This window comes from Paenibacillus sinopodophylli (assembly GCF_005930355.1).
GTDB lineage: Bacteria > Bacillota > Bacilli > Paenibacillales > Paenibacillaceae > Pristimantibacillus > Pristimantibacillus sinopodophylli.
The window spans coordinates 52,457-74,574 of the sequence record NZ_VDBO01000009.1; the positions used below are offsets into that span (position 1 = coordinate 52,457).

Annotated in this window: 19 protein-coding genes; 7 read left to right on the forward strand and 12 right to left on the reverse strand. The window is 47.5% G+C overall.

Annotated features, from left to right (window positions below):
- Positions 1 to 111 precede the first annotated feature (111 nt).
- Positions 112 to 1,440 carry a GDSL-type esterase/lipase family protein gene (locus tag FGT79_RS23350; protein WP_138755256.1) on the forward strand — a complete coding sequence of 443 codons (1,329 nt, stop codon included), beginning with the start codon at positions 112 to 114 and terminating at the stop codon, positions 1,438 to 1,440.
- Positions 1,441 to 1,448: 8 nt separating this feature from the next.
- Here the strand turns inward: FGT79_RS23350 and kapB are convergent, their stop codons facing one another.
- Positions 1,449 to 1,844, reverse strand: a complete 396-nt coding sequence (kapB, locus tag FGT79_RS23355) for a kinase-associated lipoprotein KapB (RefSeq protein ID WP_138755257.1) — start codon at positions 1,842 to 1,844, stop codon at positions 1,449 to 1,451.
- 202 nt (positions 1,845 to 2,046) lie between these two features.
- On the opposite strand from kapB, the gene FGT79_RS23360 reads away from it, so the two are divergent.
- The 3 genes from FGT79_RS23360 (at position 2,047) to FGT79_RS23370 (ending at position 5,632) form a co-directional block, all read left to right on the forward strand.
- A complete protein-coding gene (locus tag FGT79_RS23360) occupies positions 2,047 to 3,162 on the forward strand; it encodes an MGDG synthase family glycosyltransferase (protein ID WP_138755258.1) in 1,116 nt (371 codons plus the stop codon).
- Positions 3,163 to 3,248: 86 nt separating this feature from the next.
- On the forward strand, positions 3,249 to 4,664 hold the full coding sequence (locus FGT79_RS23365) for an NAD-dependent malic enzyme (RefSeq protein ID WP_138755259.1): 1,416 nt from the start codon (positions 3,249 to 3,251) through the stop codon (positions 4,662 to 4,664).
- 323 nt (positions 4,665 to 4,987) lie between these two features.
- Positions 4,988 to 5,632, forward strand: coding sequence for a YqaA family protein (locus tag FGT79_RS23370; RefSeq protein ID WP_138755260.1), 645 nt, complete (start codon positions 4,988 to 4,990; stop codon positions 5,630 to 5,632).
- A 71-nt stretch (positions 5,633 to 5,703) separates the two neighbouring features.
- On the opposite strand, the gene FGT79_RS23375 is transcribed toward FGT79_RS23370, so the two are convergent.
- The 5 genes from FGT79_RS23375 to FGT79_RS23395 all read right to left on the reverse strand — a co-directional run bounded on the left by FGT79_RS23375 (position 5,704) and on the right by FGT79_RS23395 (position 12,600).
- Complete coding sequence (locus FGT79_RS23375; protein WP_246096577.1) at positions 5,704 to 6,726, reverse strand: C40 family peptidase; 1,023 nt, start codon at positions 6,724 to 6,726, stop codon at positions 5,704 to 5,706.
- Between the two features lie 335 nt (positions 6,727 to 7,061).
- Positions 7,062 to 7,964 carry a cation diffusion facilitator family transporter gene (locus FGT79_RS23380; protein WP_138755361.1) on the reverse strand — a complete coding sequence of 301 codons (903 nt, stop codon included), beginning with the start codon at positions 7,962 to 7,964 and terminating at the stop codon, positions 7,062 to 7,064.
- A 350-nt stretch (positions 7,965 to 8,314) separates the two neighbouring features.
- Positions 8,315 to 9,934, reverse strand: a complete 1,620-nt coding sequence (locus FGT79_RS23385; protein WP_138755261.1) for an ABC-F family ATP-binding cassette domain-containing protein — start codon at positions 9,932 to 9,934, stop codon at positions 8,315 to 8,317.
- Positions 9,935 to 10,252: 318 nt separating this feature from the next.
- A complete protein-coding gene (locus tag FGT79_RS23390) occupies positions 10,253 to 11,320 on the reverse strand; it encodes a Gfo/Idh/MocA family protein (protein ID WP_138755262.1) in 1,068 nt (355 codons plus the stop codon).
- A 176-nt stretch (positions 11,321 to 11,496) separates the two neighbouring features.
- Positions 11,497 to 12,600 (reverse strand): MBL fold metallo-hydrolase, encoded by a 1,104-nt coding sequence (locus FGT79_RS23395; RefSeq protein WP_138755263.1) that lies wholly within the window; start codon positions 12,598 to 12,600, stop codon positions 11,497 to 11,499.
- Positions 12,601 to 12,865: 265 nt separating this feature from the next.
- Between FGT79_RS23395 and FGT79_RS23400 the strand changes: the two genes are divergently transcribed.
- The gene (locus FGT79_RS23400; RefSeq protein WP_138755264.1) at positions 12,866 to 14,020 is read left to right on the forward strand and encodes a virulence factor; all 1,155 of its coding nucleotides are present in this window, start codon (positions 12,866 to 12,868) and stop codon (positions 14,018 to 14,020) included.
- Positions 14,021 to 14,108: 88 nt separating this feature from the next.
- Here FGT79_RS23400 and FGT79_RS23405 read toward each other — a convergent pair whose 3' ends face one another.
- On the reverse strand, positions 14,109 to 15,284 hold the full coding sequence (locus FGT79_RS23405) for a transglutaminase domain-containing protein (protein ID WP_138755265.1): 1,176 nt from the start codon (positions 15,282 to 15,284) through the stop codon (positions 14,109 to 14,111).
- Positions 15,285 to 15,722: 438 nt separating this feature from the next.
- Between FGT79_RS23405 and FGT79_RS23410 the strand changes: the two genes are divergently transcribed.
- Entirely contained in the window at positions 15,723 to 17,357 is a 1,635-nt protein-coding gene (locus FGT79_RS23410; RefSeq protein ID WP_171056404.1) for a cellulase family glycosylhydrolase, read from the forward strand.
- A gap of 137 nt (positions 17,358 to 17,494) precedes the next feature.
- Here FGT79_RS23410 and FGT79_RS23415 read toward each other — a convergent pair whose 3' ends face one another.
- Genes FGT79_RS23415 through FGT79_RS23430 form a run of 4 tightly spaced genes read right to left on the reverse strand, consistent with a single transcriptional unit; the run spans position 17,495 to position 21,255 of the window.
- Positions 17,495 to 18,475: an alpha/beta hydrolase gene (locus tag FGT79_RS23415; protein WP_138755266.1), complete on the reverse strand. Its 981-nt coding sequence runs from the start codon at positions 18,473 to 18,475 to the stop codon at positions 17,495 to 17,497.
- Between the two features lie 21 nt (positions 18,476 to 18,496).
- Positions 18,497 to 19,129 carry a bifunctional 4-hydroxy-2-oxoglutarate aldolase/2-dehydro-3-deoxy-phosphogluconate aldolase gene (locus FGT79_RS23420; RefSeq protein ID WP_138755267.1) on the reverse strand — a complete coding sequence of 211 codons (633 nt, stop codon included), beginning with the start codon at positions 19,127 to 19,129 and terminating at the stop codon, positions 18,497 to 18,499.
- A gap of 27 nt (positions 19,130 to 19,156) precedes the next feature.
- Positions 19,157 to 20,374: an A/G-specific adenine glycosylase gene (gene mutY / locus FGT79_RS23425; protein ID WP_138755268.1), complete on the reverse strand. Its 1,218-nt coding sequence runs from the start codon at positions 20,372 to 20,374 to the stop codon at positions 19,157 to 19,159.
- Positions 20,374 to 21,255 carry an AraC family transcriptional regulator gene (locus FGT79_RS23430; RefSeq protein ID WP_138755269.1) on the reverse strand — a complete coding sequence of 294 codons (882 nt, stop codon included), beginning with the start codon at positions 21,253 to 21,255 and terminating at the stop codon, positions 20,374 to 20,376. Before FGT79_RS23430 ends, mutY begins: the two co-directional genes overlap by 1 nt.
- Positions 21,256 to 21,429: 174 nt before the next feature.
- Here FGT79_RS23430 and FGT79_RS23435 point away from each other — a divergent pair, with 174 nt between their 5' ends.
- A complete protein-coding gene (locus FGT79_RS23435) occupies positions 21,430 to 21,780 on the forward strand; it encodes a c-type cytochrome (protein WP_138755270.1) in 351 nt (116 codons plus the stop codon).
- Between the two features lie 56 nt (positions 21,781 to 21,836).
- On the opposite strand, the gene FGT79_RS23440 is transcribed toward FGT79_RS23435, so the two are convergent.
- The gene (locus FGT79_RS23440; RefSeq protein ID WP_138755271.1) at positions 21,837 to 22,073 is read right to left on the reverse strand and encodes a hypothetical protein; all 237 of its coding nucleotides are present in this window, start codon (positions 22,071 to 22,073) and stop codon (positions 21,837 to 21,839) included.
- Positions 22,074 to 22,118 lie beyond the last annotated feature (45 nt).

Below are 22,118 nucleotides of genomic sequence, written 5' to 3' on the forward strand. Positions count from 1 at the left end.
TCGTCAACTGTCTGAATTAGTTCCTACTCAGTCCATTTCACTGCGAAATACAAGCATAGCATAGATCGCTGCTTCTATTTCTTTCTATTTTATCAGAAGGATGTGTTCTTGTTGTATAGCAAGTTAAGGAAAGTGTCTGTTCAGACAGCAGCGTCCCTCATTCTCGCGGTCATCTTCACAACCATTCTCAGTAATCAGTCTCTAACACATCAATCCAAACAGGTGCAAGCTGCCTCTCAGACAAAGCAAGCTAATACAGATGCTTACCACATCGTCGCGCTCGGCGACTCCGTTACAGCTGGATACGAGAAAGGCTTCACTGAGCTCTCCATTCCTTACGGCTACGTTGAGCATGTGTACGAGCAGGCCTTATTCCAAGGTTATCGAACCGAATACGAGAACTATGGCGTGCTTGGTCTCCGAACAGCGGGACTGAAACGTTGGATGGATGCAGTGGTCATCAGTACCGAAGTGAAAAGTACAGATATTCAGACTGGGCTACCTGATCCCCGGGCTGAACAGCTATTCTCAGCAACTAAGCAGTTACGCTCCTCTATCATGCAATCGGATTTGATCTTGATAACCATTGGCGGCAATGACATGTACGCCGTGCTGGAGAAGCTGGAGGAAGGTGCAGATCAGTCCGAAGCTGCCTCTGTATTGGAAACAGCCCTTAATCGTTACGAAGCAGAGCTTGAGTCGTCGCTGCGATCAATAACGAGTCTTCAACCCAAAGTACAAATCATAATAGCTGATCAGTATCTGCCGATTCCCAAACCTGTCAGGCTAGGCGCTCTTGTTTTTCCATTATACCCGGAAGCTGATCGTTTGTTCCTTGAATCCAGCGTGAAGCAGCTGCGCGAGCGGCTCAATCAGATTGTACAACGGCTGACTAAGGAAGGCTATCAAGTGAAGATCGCAAACGTAGCAGCAGCATTTGTCGATAACGAGCTGCGTTACACTTCGATCGCTGACGGGGATATCCATCCGAACCACGCCGGCTATGCAGCGATGGGGACTGCCTTCGCAAAGGCAGTATGGGGTGAGTACCGCGTGGCAAAGCCAAAAGAACCTAATCAGCCCGTTCATATTCTCGTGAAGGGCAAAGAGCTGCCTGGCACAAGCGGCGCGCTCTTCGTCCATAACCGTACCTTTGTCCCACTTCGCAGTGCAACTGTGGCGATGGGAGGCACAATCAAATGGAATGCCAGAACGCAGACCGCTTCAATATCGCTCGACAGCAATGTAGTCGATATAACATCCGGCTCGTCTAAGATAAAAGTTAACGGCGTTACCAAGCTGCTTGAAGCGCCACCCGCTTTCATGCACGCAGCAGGCAAGGCAGCGACCTTATATGTGCCGCTTGCCGCTTTGTCAGAGGGATTGCAGTTCCAGGTCGTTTATCGCGATACATTGAAAGCTGTCTTCATTAATAAATAAAAGTAAACCTATTTGTAATCCTTCTGAAGCTGCTGCATTTGCTCAAGCGCTTTTGCCGCCCAGCGGTGCAAACGATCAAGCGAGGCGACCTCAGCTTCCGCAGCAGCTCTCAAGGATGTTTGATAATCAGGAACACTACCTAGGTAAGGCTTCACATCGCGAAGCAGAACAGTCGTCTTCTCCGTAAAGCTGAGCGCGCGTCTTTCATGAAACATAGGAACATCAGGATTATAAGGATTATGCAAATCCCCCTGCTCGGGATGTTTCAATACAGCAAGTACTTTGACCAGAGCACGGGGACCATTGATTTCAACAAGCTCTCCTACATAATGACCAGAACGAACCTCTGCTCTCACATGCTCTCCAATTTTCAAACCGTTGTCATTCTGATTAGTTGGTTCCATTTCTTATCAGCCTCGCTTATTATTAATTATCACTTGTAAAATATATGTAAATATAGTTGACGACAGGGATACATAAGCTATTCATGAGTACTTCTTCTTTCTAGGATAAATTATCCATAGCTTTATTCGCAAGCCTTAAGGATAAAACTTGTGTTAGTTGCACTTGCATCGTAATATGGAAATAGAAAAGTAGGTGGAATGAATGCGTAAGAAAAGAGTGCTTCTGCTCTCTGAAGGCTTTGGCTCCGGTCATACTCAAGCTGCCTATGCGCTCGCTGTCGGACTAAAGCAGTTATGTCCGGGGATTCAGACCCGCGTTATCGAGCTTGGAAAATTTCTTAATCCGGTGCTTGGTCCATGGATTATATCCGCGTATCGCAAAACAGTAAGTAAACAGCCTAAGATGGTCGGTCTCATGTACCGCAGCAACTATAAAAAATCGTTTAACCGCCTTACACAGCTTGCGCTCCATCGCATGTTTTATACCCAGACGTCGCAAGTCATCTCGCAATTGAAGCCGGATTTGATCATATGCACGCATCCAGGTCCGAATGCGGTGGTAGCGAGGCTGAAGCGCCTAGGTTTGGACATGCCATTGTATACGCTCATTACGGATTACGACGCACATGGCTCTTGGGTAAACAAAGAGGTCAACCAATACTTGGTTTCCTCGAATCTGGTAAAGGAACGCCTCATGGATAAGGGCATTTCAGAGGATCGTATTGAAGTTACAGGCATACCTGTTCATCCGAATTTCTGGCATACATACGATAAAGAAGAAATACGAGAGCAATTCCAGCTGAAGGATATGCCGACTGTGCTCATCATGGGCGGTGGCTGGGGAATCATGTATGAGGACAATGCCCTCGAATATATGACGAAATGGCGCGAGACCACCCAACTGATCTACTGCGTAGGCTCTAATGAGAAGATGAAAGAGAAGATGCTGTCAGATCCACTGTTCCGACATCCGAACATCCGTATTCTAAGCTTCACCCGCGAGGTTAATAAGCTTATGGATGTATCCGATCTCCTTATTACGAAGCCGGGTGGCATGACTTGTACTGAAGGAATGAGCAAAGGAATTCCGATGCTGTTCTACGAGCCGATCCCCGGCCAAGAGGAAGAAAACTGCGAACACTTTATTAGCAACGGTTTTGGCGAAATGCTCGACTCGAACGATACCGTCGACCGATGGTTCTCGCTCATCCACGAGCCTTACGCTTCTGGTCAATTCAGAGACGGACTGCTAACGAAAAGAAATCAACAATATGACCCGATGAATTGTCCGAATGCCGTCCTGCGACTCATGCAGTGACGGTTTTCTTTTTATTATTAGGATTACGAAGCATAAATGTTGTGTACTTATTCAAATAGTATGAATGATGAAGGGAGCTGTTTTTGATGGGTTCACAAATGACCGATGGCAAAACAATCATTCTAAGAGTAGAGATTGATACGAATATCGCGCAGTTTGGACGGGCGGCTACTGCTATCGAACAAGCGAGTGGAGATATTATCGCAATCGACGTCATACATACGGACAGAAATAAGAGCTTACGCGACTTAACCGTGAAAATTACAGAACAAGGAGCGGCTGAACGACTCACTTCCGCATTGAAATCGATTAACGGCATTCGACTTATTCATGTTTCAGACCGTACCTTCCTGCTCCATCTGGGAGGGAAAATAACGATTCAGCCCAAGACACCTATTCAGAATCGCGATGATCTATCACGCGTGTACACGCCTGATGTAGCCAGAGTTTGCCAAGCGATATTCGAAGAGCCTTCCAAGGCGTTCACACTAACCGTCAAAAGGAACATGGTTGCCGTCATCTCCGATGGGAGCGCCGTGTTAGGATTAGGCAATATCGGTCCTTACGCTGCAATGCCGGTCATGGAAGGAAAAGCGATGCTCTTCAAACAATTTGCCGATGTCGATGCGTTCCCGATCTGTCTCGATACGCAGGATACCGAATCCATTATCACATCGATTAAACATTTGGCCCCAGCTTTCGGGGGCATCAATCTTGAGGACATTTCTGCACCGCGCTGCTTCGAAATAGAGCAAAGATTGCGGAAAGAGCTCGACATTCCTGTATTTCATGATGATCAGCATGGTACAGCTGTAGTGCTTTATGCTGGGCTGCTTAACGCGCTCAAACTAACTGGTCGCAGCCTTCGCGATAGCCGAATCGTCATTTGCGGCATTGGGGCTGCAGGTACTGCTTGCACCAAAATGCTGCTCGCTGGCGGCGCAGAGCATATCGTTGGCGTAGACCGCGTCGGCATCCTTAATGCAGAGCAAGCTTATGATAATCCCATGTGGCAATGGTATGCGGAGAACACGAACCCGCAGCGCATTAGCGGGGGGCTAGCCGACGCCCTTGCAGGTGCAGATGTGTTTATCGGCGTTTCGGCCGGCGGAATCTTGACCCGTGCACATATTGAGACGATGGCGAAAGAGCCAATTGTATTTGCAATGGCGAATCCAGAGCCCGAGATCAGGCCGGAGCTTGCCGAAGATATTGTTGCGGTATTCGCTACTGGCCGTTCCGATTATCCGAATCAGATCAACAACGTCCTATGCTTTCCTGGTATATTCCGAGGTGCACTCGACAGCCGGGCGACAACCATCAATGAAGAGATGAAGCTTGCTGCGGCAGAAGCGATTGCGTCCGTTATAAGTGACGAAGAGCTCAGCCCGATGTATATTGTACCAAGTGTCTTTAATACCCGTGTTGTTGAAGAGGTACGCCGCCGCGTCATTCAAGCAGCCCAGCAAAGCGGCGTTTCCCGCCGCCAGACTCGCGAATAACGGCACTTTATCTGATTGGTTTGGTCTTTATAAACGCCGCCTATTACGGGATCCCCCGCAAATAGGCGGCGTTTTTTGCAAACTCGTTGAAACCTTCAGGTAGGTTTATACGTATTCGTTCCTATGTACCATATACAATAAAATAAACACATGACAACTATCATCTTCTTAACCGTATTAATTATGCTATAATTAAAATATCAAGCGCTAAAGCGCTTTTTCAACAAGCTGCAGCATATAGTAGCAACAATGGAGCTTCCATTTTCGAACATCTCGATAAGCAGGCTTTTTGTGCAGTTAGTTGATGGAAAGGGAGCCTGGTAATGTTTCAAGCAGTTGTCGATTTTTTAAAGGATTTCGGGCCTCTGGGACTTTTTATTCATTCATTTCTAGACGCTGTTATATTTCCTATTCCTGCGTTTTTTCTTCAAGTATCGTTAAGTATTCTCAATCCATCAACAGCCTTATGGCTCGCTACTGTAGGCTATATCGCTTGTTTGCTCGGTACACCTGTTGGGTATTATCTCGGCAAGGTAATGGGAAAGTCCGTCCTATATAGGTTTCTCAAGAAAGAATGGATCGATGCCGCCACTGACAAGTTTCAGAAAAATGGCGAAGCCGCTATTCTCATTGGTTCCTTTACGCCCATTCCATTCAAAGTATTTACAATTCTATCCGGTTGCTTGAACTACCCACTTTGGCGATTAGTTGGTTATGCTGCTATAGGCCGTGGTTTGAAATTTTATATTGTAGGTCTCCTATTTTATATCTACGGACAATCTGCAAAAGGTATGGTGAAGGACGTTTCCTTGTATATTTTCATTGGTGGCGTACCACTCATCATCATTTATCTACTCATCCGCAAGAGACGCAACAAGAAGAAAGAATTGAAAGAACAGCAAGCTGAGCCTGAGGTAATCGATTCCATGAAACAAGCCGATGGCAAAACGATTCAAATCGACTCTTAAGCAGCAATAAGGGCAGCCTAATCTGTCATCCTTGATGACAATAGGTTGCCCTTTTTTTGGATATTTCTTAATTATAGAGCGCTGCCGCCAAACACTAAACGGTATTCCCAGTGCGTGCCCGCTATGCTGCTGACCGTCACGCCTCCGCTTTCCTTCGAATACGTATGGAGAACCTTCCCATCACCCAGATAAATGCCATCATGTGAGATCGTTTGTGTAGACTTGTTGATGCCGCTATAAGCGGATGCGCTCGTTCCTTTATAATCCATGAAAAATACCAAATCACCTCGTTCAAGCTCTTTCCAATTCGTTGTCGTTGATCCATTATCCTTCACATATTGCGCTTGCTGGCGAGAATCGGCGGGAAGCTTCAACCCTACCCCGTCAAGAAATGCTTGTCTAACGAAATCAGAGCAATCGAAGGTCGTTGTTGTGTTGCGATCGGAGCCATATTCATAAGGTGTACCCAAATACTTCATTCCAGCAGCAATCACTTTCTCTACAGCCTCATCTTTGGATTCATCAGGGACTGTCACCGTACCGCCATTGCTGCCATTATTCCCCGTACCTGTGCCGCTGCCTGGTATCGTACCTGTCACATTAAGATAAGAGCTTTGTGTACTCACAAATCCTCGGACGCCATTCCCATCCTTCACTTCGTACCAGTAGCTGTTCGTTTTTGCTAGGATTGTGACCTTCTCGCCTTTTTTCAAATAACGAATGCGCTCACCGGACGTGGAGGCCGCTTTGCGGAATGAGACTGACACTTTCACTGTTGCCTCACTGCCGCTTTGTTCCGGTGCTGAGCTTTGCAGCTCAATATATTGGGATGAAGTCGATATGTACCCTGTTCTGCCTGAAGAATCGGTTATTTTGTACCAATAGGCATTAACCTTCTCGACTACCGTGACCTGCTCGCCTTTCTTCAGGCTACGAATGATTGATCCTGTTGTCGATGGTGAAGTCCGCATATTAACGCTTGATTGTACCTCGCCTGCTTGTGCAGCAAGCACAGCTGGAACGGAAATGGAACTGAATAATAAAGCTGCCGCTAATGTTGCTGTTGCCATCCTTTGTTTCATCGTGTAATTCATACGATACGCCTCCTTGGTGTGAAAACAGTATAATCGTAACGGTTTCTGCTCCATTGTAGAGTTGATTGCAGGAGACAAGTATCGTCCAATACACCTAATTAGAGGAATACGAACTTGGGCTGCAAGACTTATAAAACCACTGTAAAAAAATACAAAAAAGACGATTCCATAAAGGAACCGTCTTTTCGCCTATTGCCTTTTTCGTTTTAAGCTATTACAGCGCAGCTATATAATAAAACTTTCATAATTTTGGGTCTTTAGACTAAAAGGGTAAAGTGAGCACAAGGAACTATTTAGCAATATTACAATCACCATTGGTAACAATTACCTCCGAATTATTGCTTCTCGGTCGACAAATTTTCAGATTCTTCGACATCCTCCGGCTCCACATGAACATGTACACTCATAATATTATGTTTCCGCCCCATCCTCGTTTCAATCTCATCACTGATCTGATGGCTTTCGATGAGCGATAACTCAGGGTCTACCTGGACAATGACATCCACCAGTACAAGGCTGCCATGAACCCTTGCTTTAATATCCTTTATTGACTTGACTCCCTTTGTTTTGGCAATCGTTTTGCGCAGCGAGGAGAGCTCATTCTCATCGAATCCATCCGTCAGCGCATGCGTCGAGCTATAAAAAATTTCCCAAGCCGTTTTGCAAATAATAGCGCCTACCGCCAAAGCTGCAACGGGGTCCAGCCACGGCAAGCCGAATTGAGCACCTATAATACCGATGGCAGCCCCTATACTGACAAGCGCATCTGATAAATTATCCTTGGCCGCAGCAAGCAGCGCCTGGTTGTTGATGCGAACGGCAAGCCGCTTGTTATAGATATACACGCCGCCCATACAGACAGCAGCGAATAATGCGACCCATGCTGACATTAAGTTCGGAATCGTGTGCTCTGAGCTAAACAGTGACTTGACAGCGCCGATCAGAACTTGAATGCCCACCGTTGCCATAATAAACGATGCAATGAGCGCTGCAATCGTCTCTGCACGGAAATGTCCATAAGGGTGATCTTTGTCAGGCGGCTTCTGCGAAATTTTAAGACCTATCAAAACAGCAGCCGATGCCACGATATCCGTTAAATTGTTGAAGCCGTCTGCAACGAGAGCTCCCGACACAAACCAGTAGCCAGCACCGAGCTTGAGCGCAGATAACGCCAAGTAGGCACCGATACTTACCCAGGCACCTTTCTCGCCCTGTTTAATCTCTTCATACTGATTCAGTTTCAATACCCTCCCAAGCGTAAAAACGTATGTATTTGTAAAGCACCAAATAACCTATCGGTATCATAACTGAACGAACCCATGTGGGTCTAGAGAAACAGTGTTTACCCTGTGCGTACTTTTATGCATAGATGCAACAATTCATAACAATATTCCGATCAGCAAGTTAGAGTATAGGACTGAAATCTATTCCAGCCTCTCATCATTAAACCGTACGTAAGACTCCTATCATATGGTTTTCTGATGTTCGTCTTTCATGCGCATGCAGCTTTGCTATGCTTTCCCATAACAAAAAAGAGTTCGACTGCAAGGAATAACCCTGCAACCGAACTCTTTGCTATAATCATTTATTAAACTGCGTACATACGCTCGCGAAGTGCTTTTACTTCCGCACTTTCAAGATACTCATCATACGTCATCATTCGATCAATCACACCGTTAGGTGTAATTTCTACAATGCGATTGGCAATCGTCTGTACGAACTGATGGTCATGCGAAGTGAATAGAATCGTACAATCCGTATCCGTCAAACCATTGTTAAGCGCAGTGATCGACTCAAGGTCCAAGTGATTCGTAGGCTCATCGAGAATGAACACGTTAGCGCCTTCCAGCATCATCTTAGACAACATACAGCGAACCTTCTCGCCCCCGGACAATACGCTTGCTTTCTTCATCGCATCGTCGCCAGAGAACAGCATACGGCCAAGGAAGCCGCGAATGAACGTCTCATCCGGATCCTTCGAATACTGACGAAGCCATTCTACCAAATTCAGATCAATACCATCGAAATAAGGGGAGTTGTCTTTCGGGAAATAAGCCTGCGACGTCGTTACGCCCCATGAGTAGCTGCCTGCATCCGCTTCAACTTCGCCAACAAGAAGTTGGAAAAGCAGCGTCTTAGGCAAGCTGTTCGGGCCAACGAATGCGACTTTATCGCCTTTATTAAGAGCAATCGTCAGATTGTCGATTACTTTCTCGCCATCGATCGTTTTGCTCAAGCCGTCAACCAGCAGAAGCTGTTTGCCTGCTTCACGCTCGCCTTTGAAGAGAATGAACGGATATTTGCGGTTAGATGGTCGAATATCATCAAGCGAGATTTTCTCAAGCAGCTTTTGTCTTGATGTTGCTTGCTTCGCTTTTGATTTGTTCGCGCTGAAACGTTGAATAAACGCTTGAAGCTCTTTGATTTTGTCTTCTTTCTTCTTGTTCTCGCCGCGCATCAGCTGCAAAGCAAGCTGGCTTGACTCGTACCAGAAGTCGTAGTTACCGACGTACATTTGGATTTTGCCGAAGTCAATATCCGCAATGTGCGTACAAACGGTGTTCAGGAAGTGCCTGTCATGGCTGACAACGACAACTGTACCTTGATAGTCGGCAAGGAAATCTTCCAGCCAGCGGATGGACTCAATGTCCAAGTGGTTGGTAGGCTCATCGAGCAGAAGAATGTTCGGTGCGCCGAACAAAGCTTGTGCCAGCAAGACGCGTACCTTCTCGTTGCCGCTAAGCTCTGCCATTTTCTTATCATGTAGATCAGGTGTGATACCAAGACCATTCAGCATCTCAGCCGCTTCCGATTCAGCTTCCCAGCCGTTCATGTCCGCGAAATCAGCTTCGAGCTCGCCTGCGCGCATGCCGTCCTCATCGGTGAAGTCTGCTTTCGCATAAAGGGCATCCTTCTCCTTCATGACCTCATACAAACGCTTATGACCCATCATAACCGTCTCAAGAACGACAGACTCATCGTACTCATAGTGGTTCTGCTTCAGAACGGCAAGCCGCTCGCCCGGTGTGATATGCACGTCTCCGTGCGATTGTTCTACTTCACCGGATAATATTTTGAGAAAAGTCGATTTGCCTGCGCCGTTCGCACCAATCAAGCCGTAACAGTTGCCTGGTGTGAACTTAATGCTTACATCTTCAAAAAGCGCCCGCTTCCCATAACGGAGCGTTATGCCACTTGTACTAATCATTCGTTTAATCCCGTCCTTCACTACAAAATCAGTTTATATCGAACCATTATACCACAGTATGCTCGGAAACCGAACCCTCTTTTGGCTTCATTGTCGCCTTTTCACAGCCTACGCTTGCGGTTATACACAATATTAGTTGCACTCATACAAGGTGAAACGGCTGTCGCCGTCCTTTGGGGGGCGGTGCGTTTCAATTCGAGAAATATTAAGAAAGGATGGTGAAATCATATCCTTGCCTATATTTAGAAAAAGTCTTCCCCGAAGTTTGCCGCTCTTGCTTCGGGGAAGACTTACATTCACAATAGCTGCACAGCTTGCTTAATCCCAGTTCAGCTTCACTTCATTGCCTGTACGGGAGGATTCGTATATGGCGTCTAGAATCCGATTGTTCGTGTAGCCTGATAGTGCAGAAGTAATCGGCTGCTTGCCTTCTCGGATGCATTCAACAAAGTGGCGGCTCATCAGAATCCGATCCTCTTCGCCGTCAAGCGGCTCTACGTCGCTCTCCGCAACGCCGGTTTCAGCATGAGTAACGTACTTGCCGTATTGGCCTACCATCCCTAAGCCGCCTTGCGTTCCCATTAAGTGAATAAAGGGATCCTCGGACAAGAATGCCGCATGCGCTGCCCAGCTTACCTCAAGCGACAGCGTCGCACCATTATCCAGCTTAATCAATGCCGAGGCTAGATCCTCAACATCATAATATCCGTCCCAATTCGGCGTTCCCCAATTGCCAACACCTTCACGTTTTGGACCAAATTCCGCATAAGTCGAGCCGTAAACGGAGATCGGCTTCGGGTTGCCCATCAGGTAGAGAGATAGATCCAGCATATGAACGCCGATATCGATAAGCGGGCCTCCGCCGGATTGATCTTTCCGTGTAAACCATGAGCCCCAGCCTGGTATGCCCTTTTTGCGGATCCAGCCTGCTTTCGCATTATACACATGTCCGACATCGCCATTGTCGATCCGCTGCTTGAGGGCACGGCTTAATCCAGTCCAGCGCATTTGATGAGACATCATCAATATTTTGCCGGATTTCTCCACTTCCTCTACGATCTCGCGTGCAGCATCAGAATGGATTGCCATCGGCTTCTCCAAGAGGACATGCTTGCCTTGCTTTAATGCTTCAATCGCAAGCGCTGCATGATAGCTGTTCGGCACACCGATGACGACAGCATCAATGGACGGGTCGTCAAGCAGCGCTTGTGGATTCGCATGCACCGTTTCAATTCCATGCTCAGCAGCACGCTGCTCGGCAAGCGGGAGATATACATCCGTTACCGCAACAACGTCAATGCCCTCTACCTTTTTGAAAGTCTGCATATGAATGCTGCCGATCGCGCCTGCGCCAATAACGCCCAGACGTATGTTAGCTTGACTCATTTGTTGCTCCTCCTCAAAGTTTTGCGAATGCAAACCTAACTTCGTAAGATTAAGCTCAGGTCTGCCGATGCAATCCCGAGCTACTTCATTCATTGCCTTCATTTGCTCTCATTCAGTATAACCCGATCCTGCAGCGCGGTCATTGCTCGAATTTGGTGCACAATTGTACGCGTTTGTTATTTTCCAGACAACCGCCAAGTCTCGCCCAGCGGCAAAATAACAATTCGCTCATCCGAGATGCTGCGACACCTGCGCTCAGCCTCCAGTCGGTCCAGTGCTTCGCGCGGTGTATCATCCGCCAGCTTGAACGTGCCGAAATGCATGGGCACGAACCATTTGGCAGCCAAATCATCGAAGGCTTGGAGCGCTTGCTCCGGTGTAATATGCTGCGGAGCCATAAACCATTCCGGCTCATAGGCACCTATCGGAAGCAAGGCAACATCAACCTCGAATCGCCGCCCGATTTCCTTGAAGCCTTGAAAGTATCCGCTGTCTCCAGCAAAATATATCGTTGGGAAATCCGCCACATGCGGTCTCTTCGCATGTACATCCCCGCTGAAAAACGGATGAATCCGTTCAGAAGCAGCTTCAGCTGTGCTTGCCGACTCAGCATGCGTCTGTGCATCTATCGCATAATTGGCCGGAGTAGCCTCGCTGCTTAGGCGACTCACTAGTTTCCCACTCCGTGAGACAGGCCGTTCAATAACAAAGCCTCCCCAATGCGAACTGTTTGTGTCCCATGGACTGCGACGAGTCGAGTGCTGCGAGGGAACGAATGTAAATTTCACACCACTTATCATAACGGATTCCCACCAATGCAGCTCGTGGACCCTAATGAACCCTTTTTTGCGCAGCTTAGCGCCGAGTCCTGCCGGTACGAGCAGTTGCCTCCCACCGACCAATCTTCGCAGCGACGCGATACTCAGATGATCATAATGGGAATGTGAAATAAGAACGACATCTACTGGCGGTACGTCGTCAATGGGAATGCCCGGAGGCGAAAGTCTTTTTTGGAACGCCATCTGCGTGGACCATACTGGGTCTGTAATAATATTCAATCCGCCTAGCTGTATGAAAAAGGTTGAATGTCCCACCCATGTGATGGAAGGCCATTTCCGGTTATCCTCCAAATATGCGATGTCAGGCTCAGCACTCGGAACGGTGAATGAATAATCTTTCATTCTCAGCCTGCGAATGCGCTCTTGACGCCATCTTTTGAATTGTTTCAACGATGTGTGCTGTTCAATTGGATCTATGTTTGCAAATCGTTTTAACCTCAACCGTTCATCCCTCCTCGCAAAAACATCTGTTTTTATAAGATACCAAGCTGACAGCTTACAATGCAAATATGTTATTTATACGTAAAGCCCGCTCTTGCAATAAATTTTCATATTCCCTTGCCGTCCACCGTTCGCATCCAAATCTAAAATCAGTTACACTTGGTTATATATGTTTTACACATAAGACTACGCTTTCGACGCAGCAATTGTTACTCCGTTGCTCGAATCGAATGACAGAACCAATACCCTTTGAGGAGGATTCTTAATGAAATTAATTTCTATAGAGCCGACGCCGAGTCCTAATTCCATGAAGCTGAATGTAGATGAAACACTCCCGCGCGGACGCAGGTATACGTATAAAGCCAGCGAATCAGCAGAAGCTCCCGATGTGCTTCAGCAGCTTCTTCAGATTAACGGTGTTCGCAGCCTGTTCCGCACCGCTGATTTTATTGCGCTTGACCGCAAGCCAGGAGCAGACTGGGCAGCTATTCTAGCTGCTGCTGGACAACTACTGGACAAGGTCGCTGCAGGAGAAGAGCAAGCAGGTGCAGGCAGCCTGGCAGCGAGCTTCGGCGAAGCGCAGGTACTCGTTCAAATGTTCCGTGGCATCCCGATGCAAGTTCGTGTGCGGATGGGCGATATAGAGGCTCGCTCCGCGCTCCCAGAACAGTTCGGTGAAGCTGTAAGCCGCGCTGCTGGCTCTGGTATTATTCGCGAACGCAAGCTGGAGGAATTCGACGTTCGTTACGGCGAACCCGATGAGATTGCTGCCGAAATCGTACGTGAACTGGAAGCCTCATACCCAGGTGAACGATTGGAGACACTTATTTACGCCGCCATCGAGCAAGGCCATTCAGGTATCGAGGAAGGTGCTTCTCCAGCTGTAGTAAGGCCAGCTCCATTAACCTTTGAAGAAGCAATGGAGCAATTCTCTTCGCCCGATTGGCAAGTACGTTACGCTGCACTTGAGCGATATGTATCCGCAATTGAAGGCTTGCCTTTACTTGCCAAAGCAATCGAGGACGAGAACACCTCCATTCGGCGACTTGGCGTCATTTATTTGGGTGATTTGCGTGCTCCTGAAGCACTTCCTTATTTGTTCATTGCGCTGCGCGACTCGTCTACTTCCGTTAGACGGACTGCAGGCGATACACTGTCGGACCTCGGCGATCCGGCCGCCATCCAGCCAATGATTGAATCGCTGGGTGACAAGAACAAGCTTGTCCGCTGGCGGGCAGCCCGTTTCCTCTACGAGGCAGGCGACGAATCGGCTATTGAAGCACTCCGCATAGCTGCGAAGGACACCGAGTTCGAAATCCAGCTCCAAGCCCAAATGGCATTAGAGCGGATTGAGCGCGGCGAAGAAGCCGCAGGTTCCGTCTGGCAACAAATGACGGCCGCAAGAAACAACGCACAATAAACCTGTGCGAGGCAGCGCCTTAATGCAGCTATCGGCCAACACAAAAAGAGGCGCAAATTTGCGCCTCTTTTTGTTTACCTATCAGGAGCTATTGCTTGCCGTACTCCAGCTGCAAACGGACAAGCAGCGAATCATCACCTGCATAGGGCTCGTAGCTCGCTCGGTAGCCGACAGCTACATTCGCTGCCTTGAATGCGTCCTTCAAGGCAGCTGGGAATTGATTGCCCTGCATGTAGCGGAATGCCAAACTTGCCGATCTATCTGCAAGCGCTGACTGAATGACCTGAGCGAGCTGCTCCTTACTTGAGACTGTGTACTCCGGATCAAGCCAATGAAGTCCCAGTTCCAGCTTCAGCTTGGTGAACCGGCTGCGCTCTGAAGAATGTCCATTCCGAACCAGCTCATTAATCATATCCGCATATGACACATTTGCTGCTGGATAGGTTTTCGTCCATTGATGATCGGCTCTCAGCTCCTCATCCGTTCTCAAGTAGTACTGGTATCGAATCGAGTCAGACTCATGCGCCAGAGTGTCATTGGCGGCAGGCTTGGCCCCGACTGGATCATCCCAAGTAAAATCCAAATGATACCACGCGTCGCCGAGCTTCACCATATTCCATGCATGCTCACCCGTATTCACACTGCCCTCGGCAATTAGAACGTTCAGTCCCGCTGCTTTCAGCATCTTATAGCCAAGCAGCGAATAGCCTTGACACACAGCCTCGCCCAAGGTTACTGCATGATACGCGGTGTATTGTGACAGTGATTGATCATATTCCACGTTGCTGACAATCCAATCATGGATCGCTTTGATCTTCTCATGATCATTCATGCCAGGCTCAAGAATCGCATGCAATGCCCTTGCTACTTCCCGATCCACGACAGCTGTCTGCTCCAGCGTCTCCCTATATCTTGCTTCGATTGCGATATTCGATTTATTCCCCCAACTGCGAATCGTATAAATATAGGATTCAAGAATATAGGCAGAATAATCATCATGCCTAAGCGCCAACCGAATAATATCAGTCAATTGATCAGACAACTCCTGCTTGTCCCCCGTATAGGTGACCGTGAAGTGCTCTGAACGAGCCTGAAATTGCTTAGCGATCGCAAGCTCCAGCTTCTCCGCCTTGTCCGTCTCGTCCATAACTGTCACCTCTTCCGACTCCGCTGCTGCGGGAAACAAATCCAGCTTGAGGTCAAGCCAGAACGCGCCGGCGATTATGATTACAACCATTAATAGTTTGGATAATACTCTTTGCATACGAACCTCCTTAACCTATATAAGGCACTAATAGCTCTCAAATCGGTATCGCTAGCTTCACAATCTCATAATGACAAACCTAACTATAATCACCTTACAATAAAATCAAATTTTTTAGAACACATAATCTTGAAACCTCGATTGTAACGAATAAAATCGTTATTGACCATTATTCCAGCAAATATGCTTATATGTTCTAATTATGAAAGCCCTTTCGTGCTTTCCATATGATTTATGTGACAATTCATGGGGTAATATACAGACTTTTATAGTTGTATAATCAACATGCACCGGAGATATTCATACTCCAAGCTTCAGAAACAATTTCCAAGACGATAGCAAGAAAAAGGGGGGAAGTAATAGAATCGTTTTCGGATGAACGTTCTTTCATTGAAATCGTTTCATAATGAAGAAAGATAAGAGACGGAGGTTTTTGGCATGTTGTCAAAAGTTAAGTCATTCAAAGTCTTTTTATTAGCCATGGTATTGGTGTTTGTAACGGTTATTTTCGGTTGGAGTCCGGTAGCATCAGCAGCACCTGTAATAACAACTGATTTCACATCATTGAATGCATCACAAATCGTTTTTGACATGGGCGCGGGCTGGAATCTAGGAAATCAGCTTGAAGCCAATTCCAGCGGTACACCTAACGAAACGGCGTGGGGCAATCCTGCAGTAACGCAGAGTCTCATTCAGAAGGTGAAGGCAGCAGGCTTTAAAACAATCCGTATCCCCGTTTCATATTTAAATACTATTGGCAGTGCACCGAACTATACCATTAACTCCACATGGCTTAATAGAGTGAAAACAGTCGTTGACTATGCCTACAACGAAGGCCTGTATGTCATTGTTAACATGCATGGGGACGGTTACAATTCAGTTGCTGGCTCCTGGCTGCTAGTCAATTCAAGCGATCAAACGACGATTACTGCAAAATATCAAAAGGTCTGGCAGCAGATCGCAAATACATTTGTGAATTATGATGAGCATTTGATCTTTGAATCCATGAATGAAACATTCGATGGTACTTATGGTACACCCAACACCACATACTATTCGAATCTTAATACTTATAATCAAATCTTTGTAGATACCGTAAGACAAACCGGCGGAAACAACAGTGCAAGATGGCTTCTTGTTCCTGGCTGGAATACTAACATTGATTATACAGTAGGTAATTATGGTTTTGTGCTTCCTACAGACAATTATAGATCATCTACCATTCCAAGTTCTGAGAAAAGAATTATGATATCCGTTCACTATTACTCACCTTGGGATTTCGCTGGTGAGGAATCCAGTACAATAACCCAATGGGGAGCAACAGCTACCAATAATTCTAAAAAATCAACCTGGGGGCAGGAGGATTATTTAGAATCTCAGCTTAAGTCAACCTATGACAAATTCGTAACGCAAGGATACCCTGTGGTCATAGGCGAGTACGGCTCCATAGATAAAACAGCATTCGATTCCACAAATCATACTTATCGTGCTGCATTTGCAAAAGCCGTTAGCTCGGCTGCCAAGAAATATGGTTCTATACCTGTTTATTGGGATAATGGATATAACGGACAATACGGTTTTGGATTGTTCAACAGATCTACCCTTGCTGTAACTCAGCAAGGTATTATAGATGCAATAATGAGTGGCATGGGGACTTCTACAATTAGCGGTACTTACAAAATAAAGAACGCTGCCACAGGCTTGTATATCGACGGTATAGGACGTACCACAAATGGCTCAAATGTTGGTCAATGGAGCACCAGTACCAGCAGCAACCAACGATGGACAATTGAATCCTACGGAAGCTATTACAAAATAAAAAATGTGGCTACAGGTTTGTATATGGATGGGATGGGCCTTACCACTAGCGGCTCCATTGTCGGACAGTGGAGCAACAGCACCAGCAGCAACCAACGGTGGGTATTAGAAGCGTACGGGAGTAATTACAGGATCAAAAATGTAGCCTCCGGTCTTTATTTGGATAGCGGCGGCAGTACTACAAACGGCTCCGACTTGAAGTTGTGGAGCAGCGATACCAGTACCAACCTGCAGTGGCAACTTGGTACGCCTTAATCGTAATACCATTTGTCATACTAAGTGCGACACCTCGTCCACAAATAACAACTTAATAGCCATGTAATGAAACTGTAATATTCACCTCAGCTTGGTTTCATCTAAGGCTTATATAATAAGCCTATGACCCCCCTTTATTATATATTCTCTCTTGAAGCCTGCAGCCTCGTGCCGCGGGCTTCCTTTTTGTCTACTGCCTGTAATGCCCTCTCCTGCAGGAAAGGCAGTACCCGCTGCCAGAATGCTGGGTCCTGCTCCGATTGGCTATGACCATCTCCGGTAACAAACAGCGTGCTTACTCTATTCTCAGGCAATTCGAGCTGTAACTGCTTTAGCCCATCCGCACTGATGAAAGGATCACCCTCCGCGTGGATCATTAGGACAGGCGTACGCCCAGCTTCACTGCTGCCGGCATGGCGCGAGAGAATCTTTGGAATATTCGCCTCTTTAAACTGCGCATGCGAGATTTTTGCACGAATAAGCCATATTCTCGGAATGAGATAGGCTAGCGGAAAGATCGGTATGCGCTTGCGTTTAAGCTCTGATTTCATCATCGTGTCGAAATGCACAGGCATAGAGTCGGTTACAATCCCACTGACCTGCAAGCCATGATCAAGCGCGAGAATGGCGCCGAAGCCGCCAAGTGAATGTCCAACAACAATGATCCGCTCAGCATCGATACCAGGCAAACGTTTAGCAGAACTCACAGCAGCCAGCATGTCATCACGAAACATAAGTGCCGATGGTGCAGCTATCGACTCGCTGTCGCCGTGGCTGCGCGCATCATACATAAATATGGCAAATCCCGCTTCATAGATCGGTCTAGCATACCGAAGCACACGGGATCGATTCGACCCCCATCCATGTGCAATTATGACAAGCGGGGCCAGCCCCGACTTGCCGCGCATCCTATCAGAGGCCGGTTGAAGCAGCCAGCTCGCAAGCTTGGAGCCATTGCTAATGAATGACAGCTTCTCCCATTTAGTCTCAACTTCAGGTGGATAACCATTCGCAAGCTTACGCGGCGTTTGACTCCTTGCACCTATGCGCCAGATAAGTGCTGACAGGAGTAAAATAAGAACCAAGAGCACAAGCATGATTAGCCAAACAGTGTCCACTAAGCAGTCTCCTCCACTATTCTACAAGTCCCGAACGGCATCAACGAACTGTCTTGCCCTCTCCGTTACTTGCTCGAATTTACCTTCGCGTACCCACTCCAGATTAACAAGCTTGCTGCCCATCCCTACGGCATTTGCTCCTGCTTGGAAATATTCAGCAATATTATGCAAATCCACCCCTCCGGTAGCCATCATTGGAATGTCAGCTAAAGGACCTCTAATCTCCTTCAAATAGCTTATGCCTAGCGTTCCCATCGGGAAGATTTTCACCGCTTCTGCCCCGGCCTTACACGCTTTGACGATTTCAGTCGGCGTCATGACCCCGGGCCATACAGAGATACCGTGCTCATGTCCATATGCGATTACATCTTCATCCAAATTAGGCGAGATCAAATATTGCGCGCCAGCGGCAACCGCTTGCTCGGCCAAAGTAACATCCGTTACTGTGCCTGCTCCGATTGCAGCCTTGCTGTCAAATTTGGTGCGCCACCGTTCGATCATAGCCGCCGCGCCTTCTGTATTCATCGTAATCTCCATCATATGGATACCGCCATCAATCAAAGCCTGCGCCGCCGCATCCGCATGGCGATCCTCGATCCCTCTTACTATAGCTACAATTTTATGCTGCAACAGCAGCTCAAGCATTTGGCTCATTTGCAGATCCTCCGCTCCATCTATTCTTTATTCCCAATATTGCTTCAAAATGCGCAAAAACAAATTAGGAAACGGCAATGTTTCCATGTCTGACTTGCTAATCCATCGGTAAGTGCCTATCACTTCAGCTTCTTCTGCTTGAGAATCCACCTTGTATGCGGATGCCGCTTCTGCAGCTGTCAGTCCGATCAAGGAAGAAGCTGCTGCAGCAACATCCTCAGATGCTGATCGTTCTTCACCCAAATCAGCCAAATAAAAACGCATTTTCCAGTGAATATGGCTGAATATATGATCTGCGTCCGTAAACCAGCTGCGCGGGCGGATGAGTAGTCCCGTATCCGTCTCTACCATTCTGCTGATCATTTCAGCCAGCTCCCCCTGCTCCTTAGGCGATGCCTCAGACAGCCACTCCGCTTTGTCCTTCGGCAGCTCTAGATGAGGCAGCTCCCACATCTGAGCAAGCAGCCCCGTTGCCGGACGCTGGCGTACAAGCACTTTGTCTGCATGCTCACCGCTGCCTGCTACGATTGCTGCTGCACGAAATTCCGCTCGAGGCGGCTTGGCCTTCGTCTTAATCGGCAATTCCGTCTCCCTGCCCGAGAGCCTTGCTGCGCAGTGCTCCATCACCGGGCACGGCAGACAGCTTGGCGACTTTGGCGTACATACAAGAGCGCCGAGCTCCATTAGAGCCTGATTAAAGTCCCCCGCTGCGCCCTCAGGAATAAGTGAAGCTGCCAGCTTCTCGATGCCAATCCGCGTAGACGGTTTGGCAATATCGTCCTCCAAGCAAAAATAGCGTGAGAGAACCCGCATAACGTTGCCGTCCACAGCAGGCTCTGGGCGATTAAACGCAATACTCATAATGGCACCGCTCGTATATGGTCCTACACCCTTCAAGCCAGCAACAGCCGCTTTATCGTCAGGTACGATACCCCCGTAGCGCTGCGCAACCTCCTTGGCACCTGCTTGCAGGTTTCGTGCGCGCGAATAGTAGCCAAGACCTTCCCAGCTCTTAAGCACCTCCGTCTCAGGCGCATTAGCGAGTGCTGTCACTGACGGAAATTTGTCCATGAACTGATTATAGTAAGGAATGACCGTATCTACTCTCGTCTGCTGCAGCATAATTTCGGATACCCATACACGATAAGGATCCCGGTTCTTGCGCCATGGCAAATCGCGCTTAATCAGACGGTACCAGCCGAGCAGCTCCGTACTGAAAAACGTTTTTATCGCTTCCTGTTCCACTAGCTTTCTTCCTCCTTAATGATGGCTTTGGCAGGCTGTAGCCTTAAGCTTCCGTTATGCTTGCCAATTCGGCGGTATTGTAAGGGCGTAATGCCCGTATAACGTTTGAACAATCTGGACAGGTAATGATTCTGCATCCCTACCTGTGTTGCGACCGTTGCTACAGGCAGGTCGGTTTCCATCAGCAATTGCTTAGCAAGCGCGATACGCCGATTCGTAACGTATTGGATCGGAGAGCATCCCATCATGCTTTTGAAAGAAGTGATGAAATAGTTCGGATGCAGAAAAGCGATTCTCGCAAGCTCCTCCACTTGAATATTCGCATGCAAATTTGCTTCAATATGAGCAAGCACTTCGTTCCACTTGACCTCAGAGCTGGGCTCATTCACCGTTTCCCGCTGAGCCTTGCTCTCATCCAAATAAATAGCCAGCAGCTCTAGCAATACAGCTTTCAGCCTAAGATCTTTCGTGATAGAATGCAACTGCTGGCACTCAACCATTTTGTGAAACAAGGCTTTAATTTTGTGCTTTTCCTTGACATAAATGTAGCGTGGCAGCTGCAGGGAGCTTATGACCTGCACATCGCTAAGCTCAAGCCGGAAATGGCACCAATAGCGACCAAACGGCTCATCGCCATCCGTACCAAATGATTGTAGCGTACCCGCAGGCATGAAATAAAGTGTTTCCGGCTGAATACTATATTTCTCACCTTCTATTTCAAGCCAGCCTTTGCCTTTCTCCGTATAACAGAAGCGGTAAAAATCAGGCTCTTGTTTCTGTTCCAGCCAGCCAGGTGCGCTATCCGTATATGCACTCATTATAACGACGGCTTGAAGCTGGTGAAGTTGATTTTGTAAAATACTATCTATTGTCGGTTTCATGAATTCTCCTGTAAGTAAAACTTCGATATAATGAAAGAATCGTTAATGTTCTCGTTAACTGTCTCTTCCATTATACGAATTAATAATGCAAATGCATATGCCCGTCTTATGAACGAAACTTTAAAAGCCCAAAAATACCAAAATTATGAATTTTTGAGAGGAATGTTGTTATTTATGTTAAGTCGTAAAACCATAACTGTAATTACTTGCTGCGCAGCCTCTATCCTGCTGCTGGTGTTAGCAGGCTGCGGAAGCGGAAGTGGCGATAAGCCGTCTGTCAGTCCAGTTGAAGGGCCTCAAGAGATCGTCTCCGTATACAAAGCGAACTGCGTAAGCTGTCATGGTACAGGCTTGCAGGGGCGGGTAGGGCCTGCGACTGATCTTCGGAAGGTCGGTGCGCGGATGAGCGCTGCCGATATTACAAAGCAGATTGAAGAAGGAGAAGGCTCTATGCCAGCCTTTCAGGATCGGCTAACTGCTGAAGAGATCACGGGTCTAGCTGATTGGCTTGCGAGCAAGAAATAAAAATAGGATAGTGAAAGCAGCAGTCTGCTTCCACTATCCTATTTGATTTGTTTCGCTTAATAGCCCATATGATGTCCGTTAATTTTGGAAGATTGGATGAAATAAAGGGCCGACTGGCCTGCATACGTCCAGTGCGTATCTCCCATTTGCGGATGCGCTGGAAATAAATCGCCCTGCACCAGCACCAAATCCCCGCCCCAATCGTCCGTATACAAACCTTCGTATTCGACCCATTGTCCCGTCTTGTAACGGCGCTTCGTCTTCTGATTCTTCTGCTGTCGATGCTCCATCATACCCGGTGACCCCTTTCGACTAGCTGACCTGGTATATTACATTCC

Coding starts and splice junctions, on each gene's coding strand:
- FGT79_RS23375 (WP_246096577.1), bottom strand. CDS start 6,726: ATGAATTACACGATGAAACAAAGGATGGCAACAGCAACATTAGCGGCA.
- FGT79_RS23360 (WP_138755258.1), top strand. CDS start 2,047: ATGCGTAAGAAAAGAGTGCTTCTGCTCTCTGAAGGCTTTGGCTCCGGT.
- FGT79_RS23410 (WP_171056404.1), top strand. CDS start 15,723: ATGTTGTCAAAAGTTAAGTCATTCAAAGTCTTTTTATTAGCCATGGTA.
- FGT79_RS23400 (WP_138755264.1), top strand. CDS start 12,866: ATGAAATTAATTTCTATAGAGCCGACGCCGAGTCCTAATTCCATGAAG.
- FGT79_RS23365 (WP_138755259.1), top strand. CDS start 3,249: ATGGGTTCACAAATGACCGATGGCAAAACAATCATTCTAAGAGTAGAG.
- FGT79_RS23420 (WP_138755267.1), bottom strand. CDS start 19,129: ATGAGCCAAATGCTTGAGCTGCTGTTGCAGCATAAAATTGTAGCTATA.
- kapB (WP_138755257.1), bottom strand. CDS start 1,844: ATGGAACCAACTAATCAGAATGACAACGGTTTGAAAATTGGAGAGCAT.
- FGT79_RS23390 (WP_138755262.1), bottom strand. CDS start 11,320: ATGAGTCAAGCTAACATACGTCTGGGCGTTATTGGCGCAGGCGCGATC.
- FGT79_RS23385 (WP_138755261.1), bottom strand. CDS start 9,934: ATGATTAGTACAAGTGGCATAACGCTCCGTTATGGGAAGCGGGCGCTT.
- FGT79_RS23440 (WP_138755271.1), bottom strand. CDS start 22,073: ATGATGGAGCATCGACAGCAGAAGAATCAGAAGACGAAGCGCCGTTAC.
- FGT79_RS23405 (WP_138755265.1), bottom strand. CDS start 15,284: ATGCAAAGAGTATTATCCAAACTATTAATGGTTGTAATCATAATCGCC.
- FGT79_RS23430 (WP_138755269.1), bottom strand. CDS start 21,255: ATGAAACCGACAATAGATAGTATTTTACAAAATCAACTTCACCAGCTT.
- FGT79_RS23435 (WP_138755270.1), top strand. CDS start 21,430: ATGTTAAGTCGTAAAACCATAACTGTAATTACTTGCTGCGCAGCCTCT.
- FGT79_RS23370 (WP_138755260.1), top strand. CDS start 4,988: ATGTTTCAAGCAGTTGTCGATTTTTTAAAGGATTTCGGGCCTCTGGGA.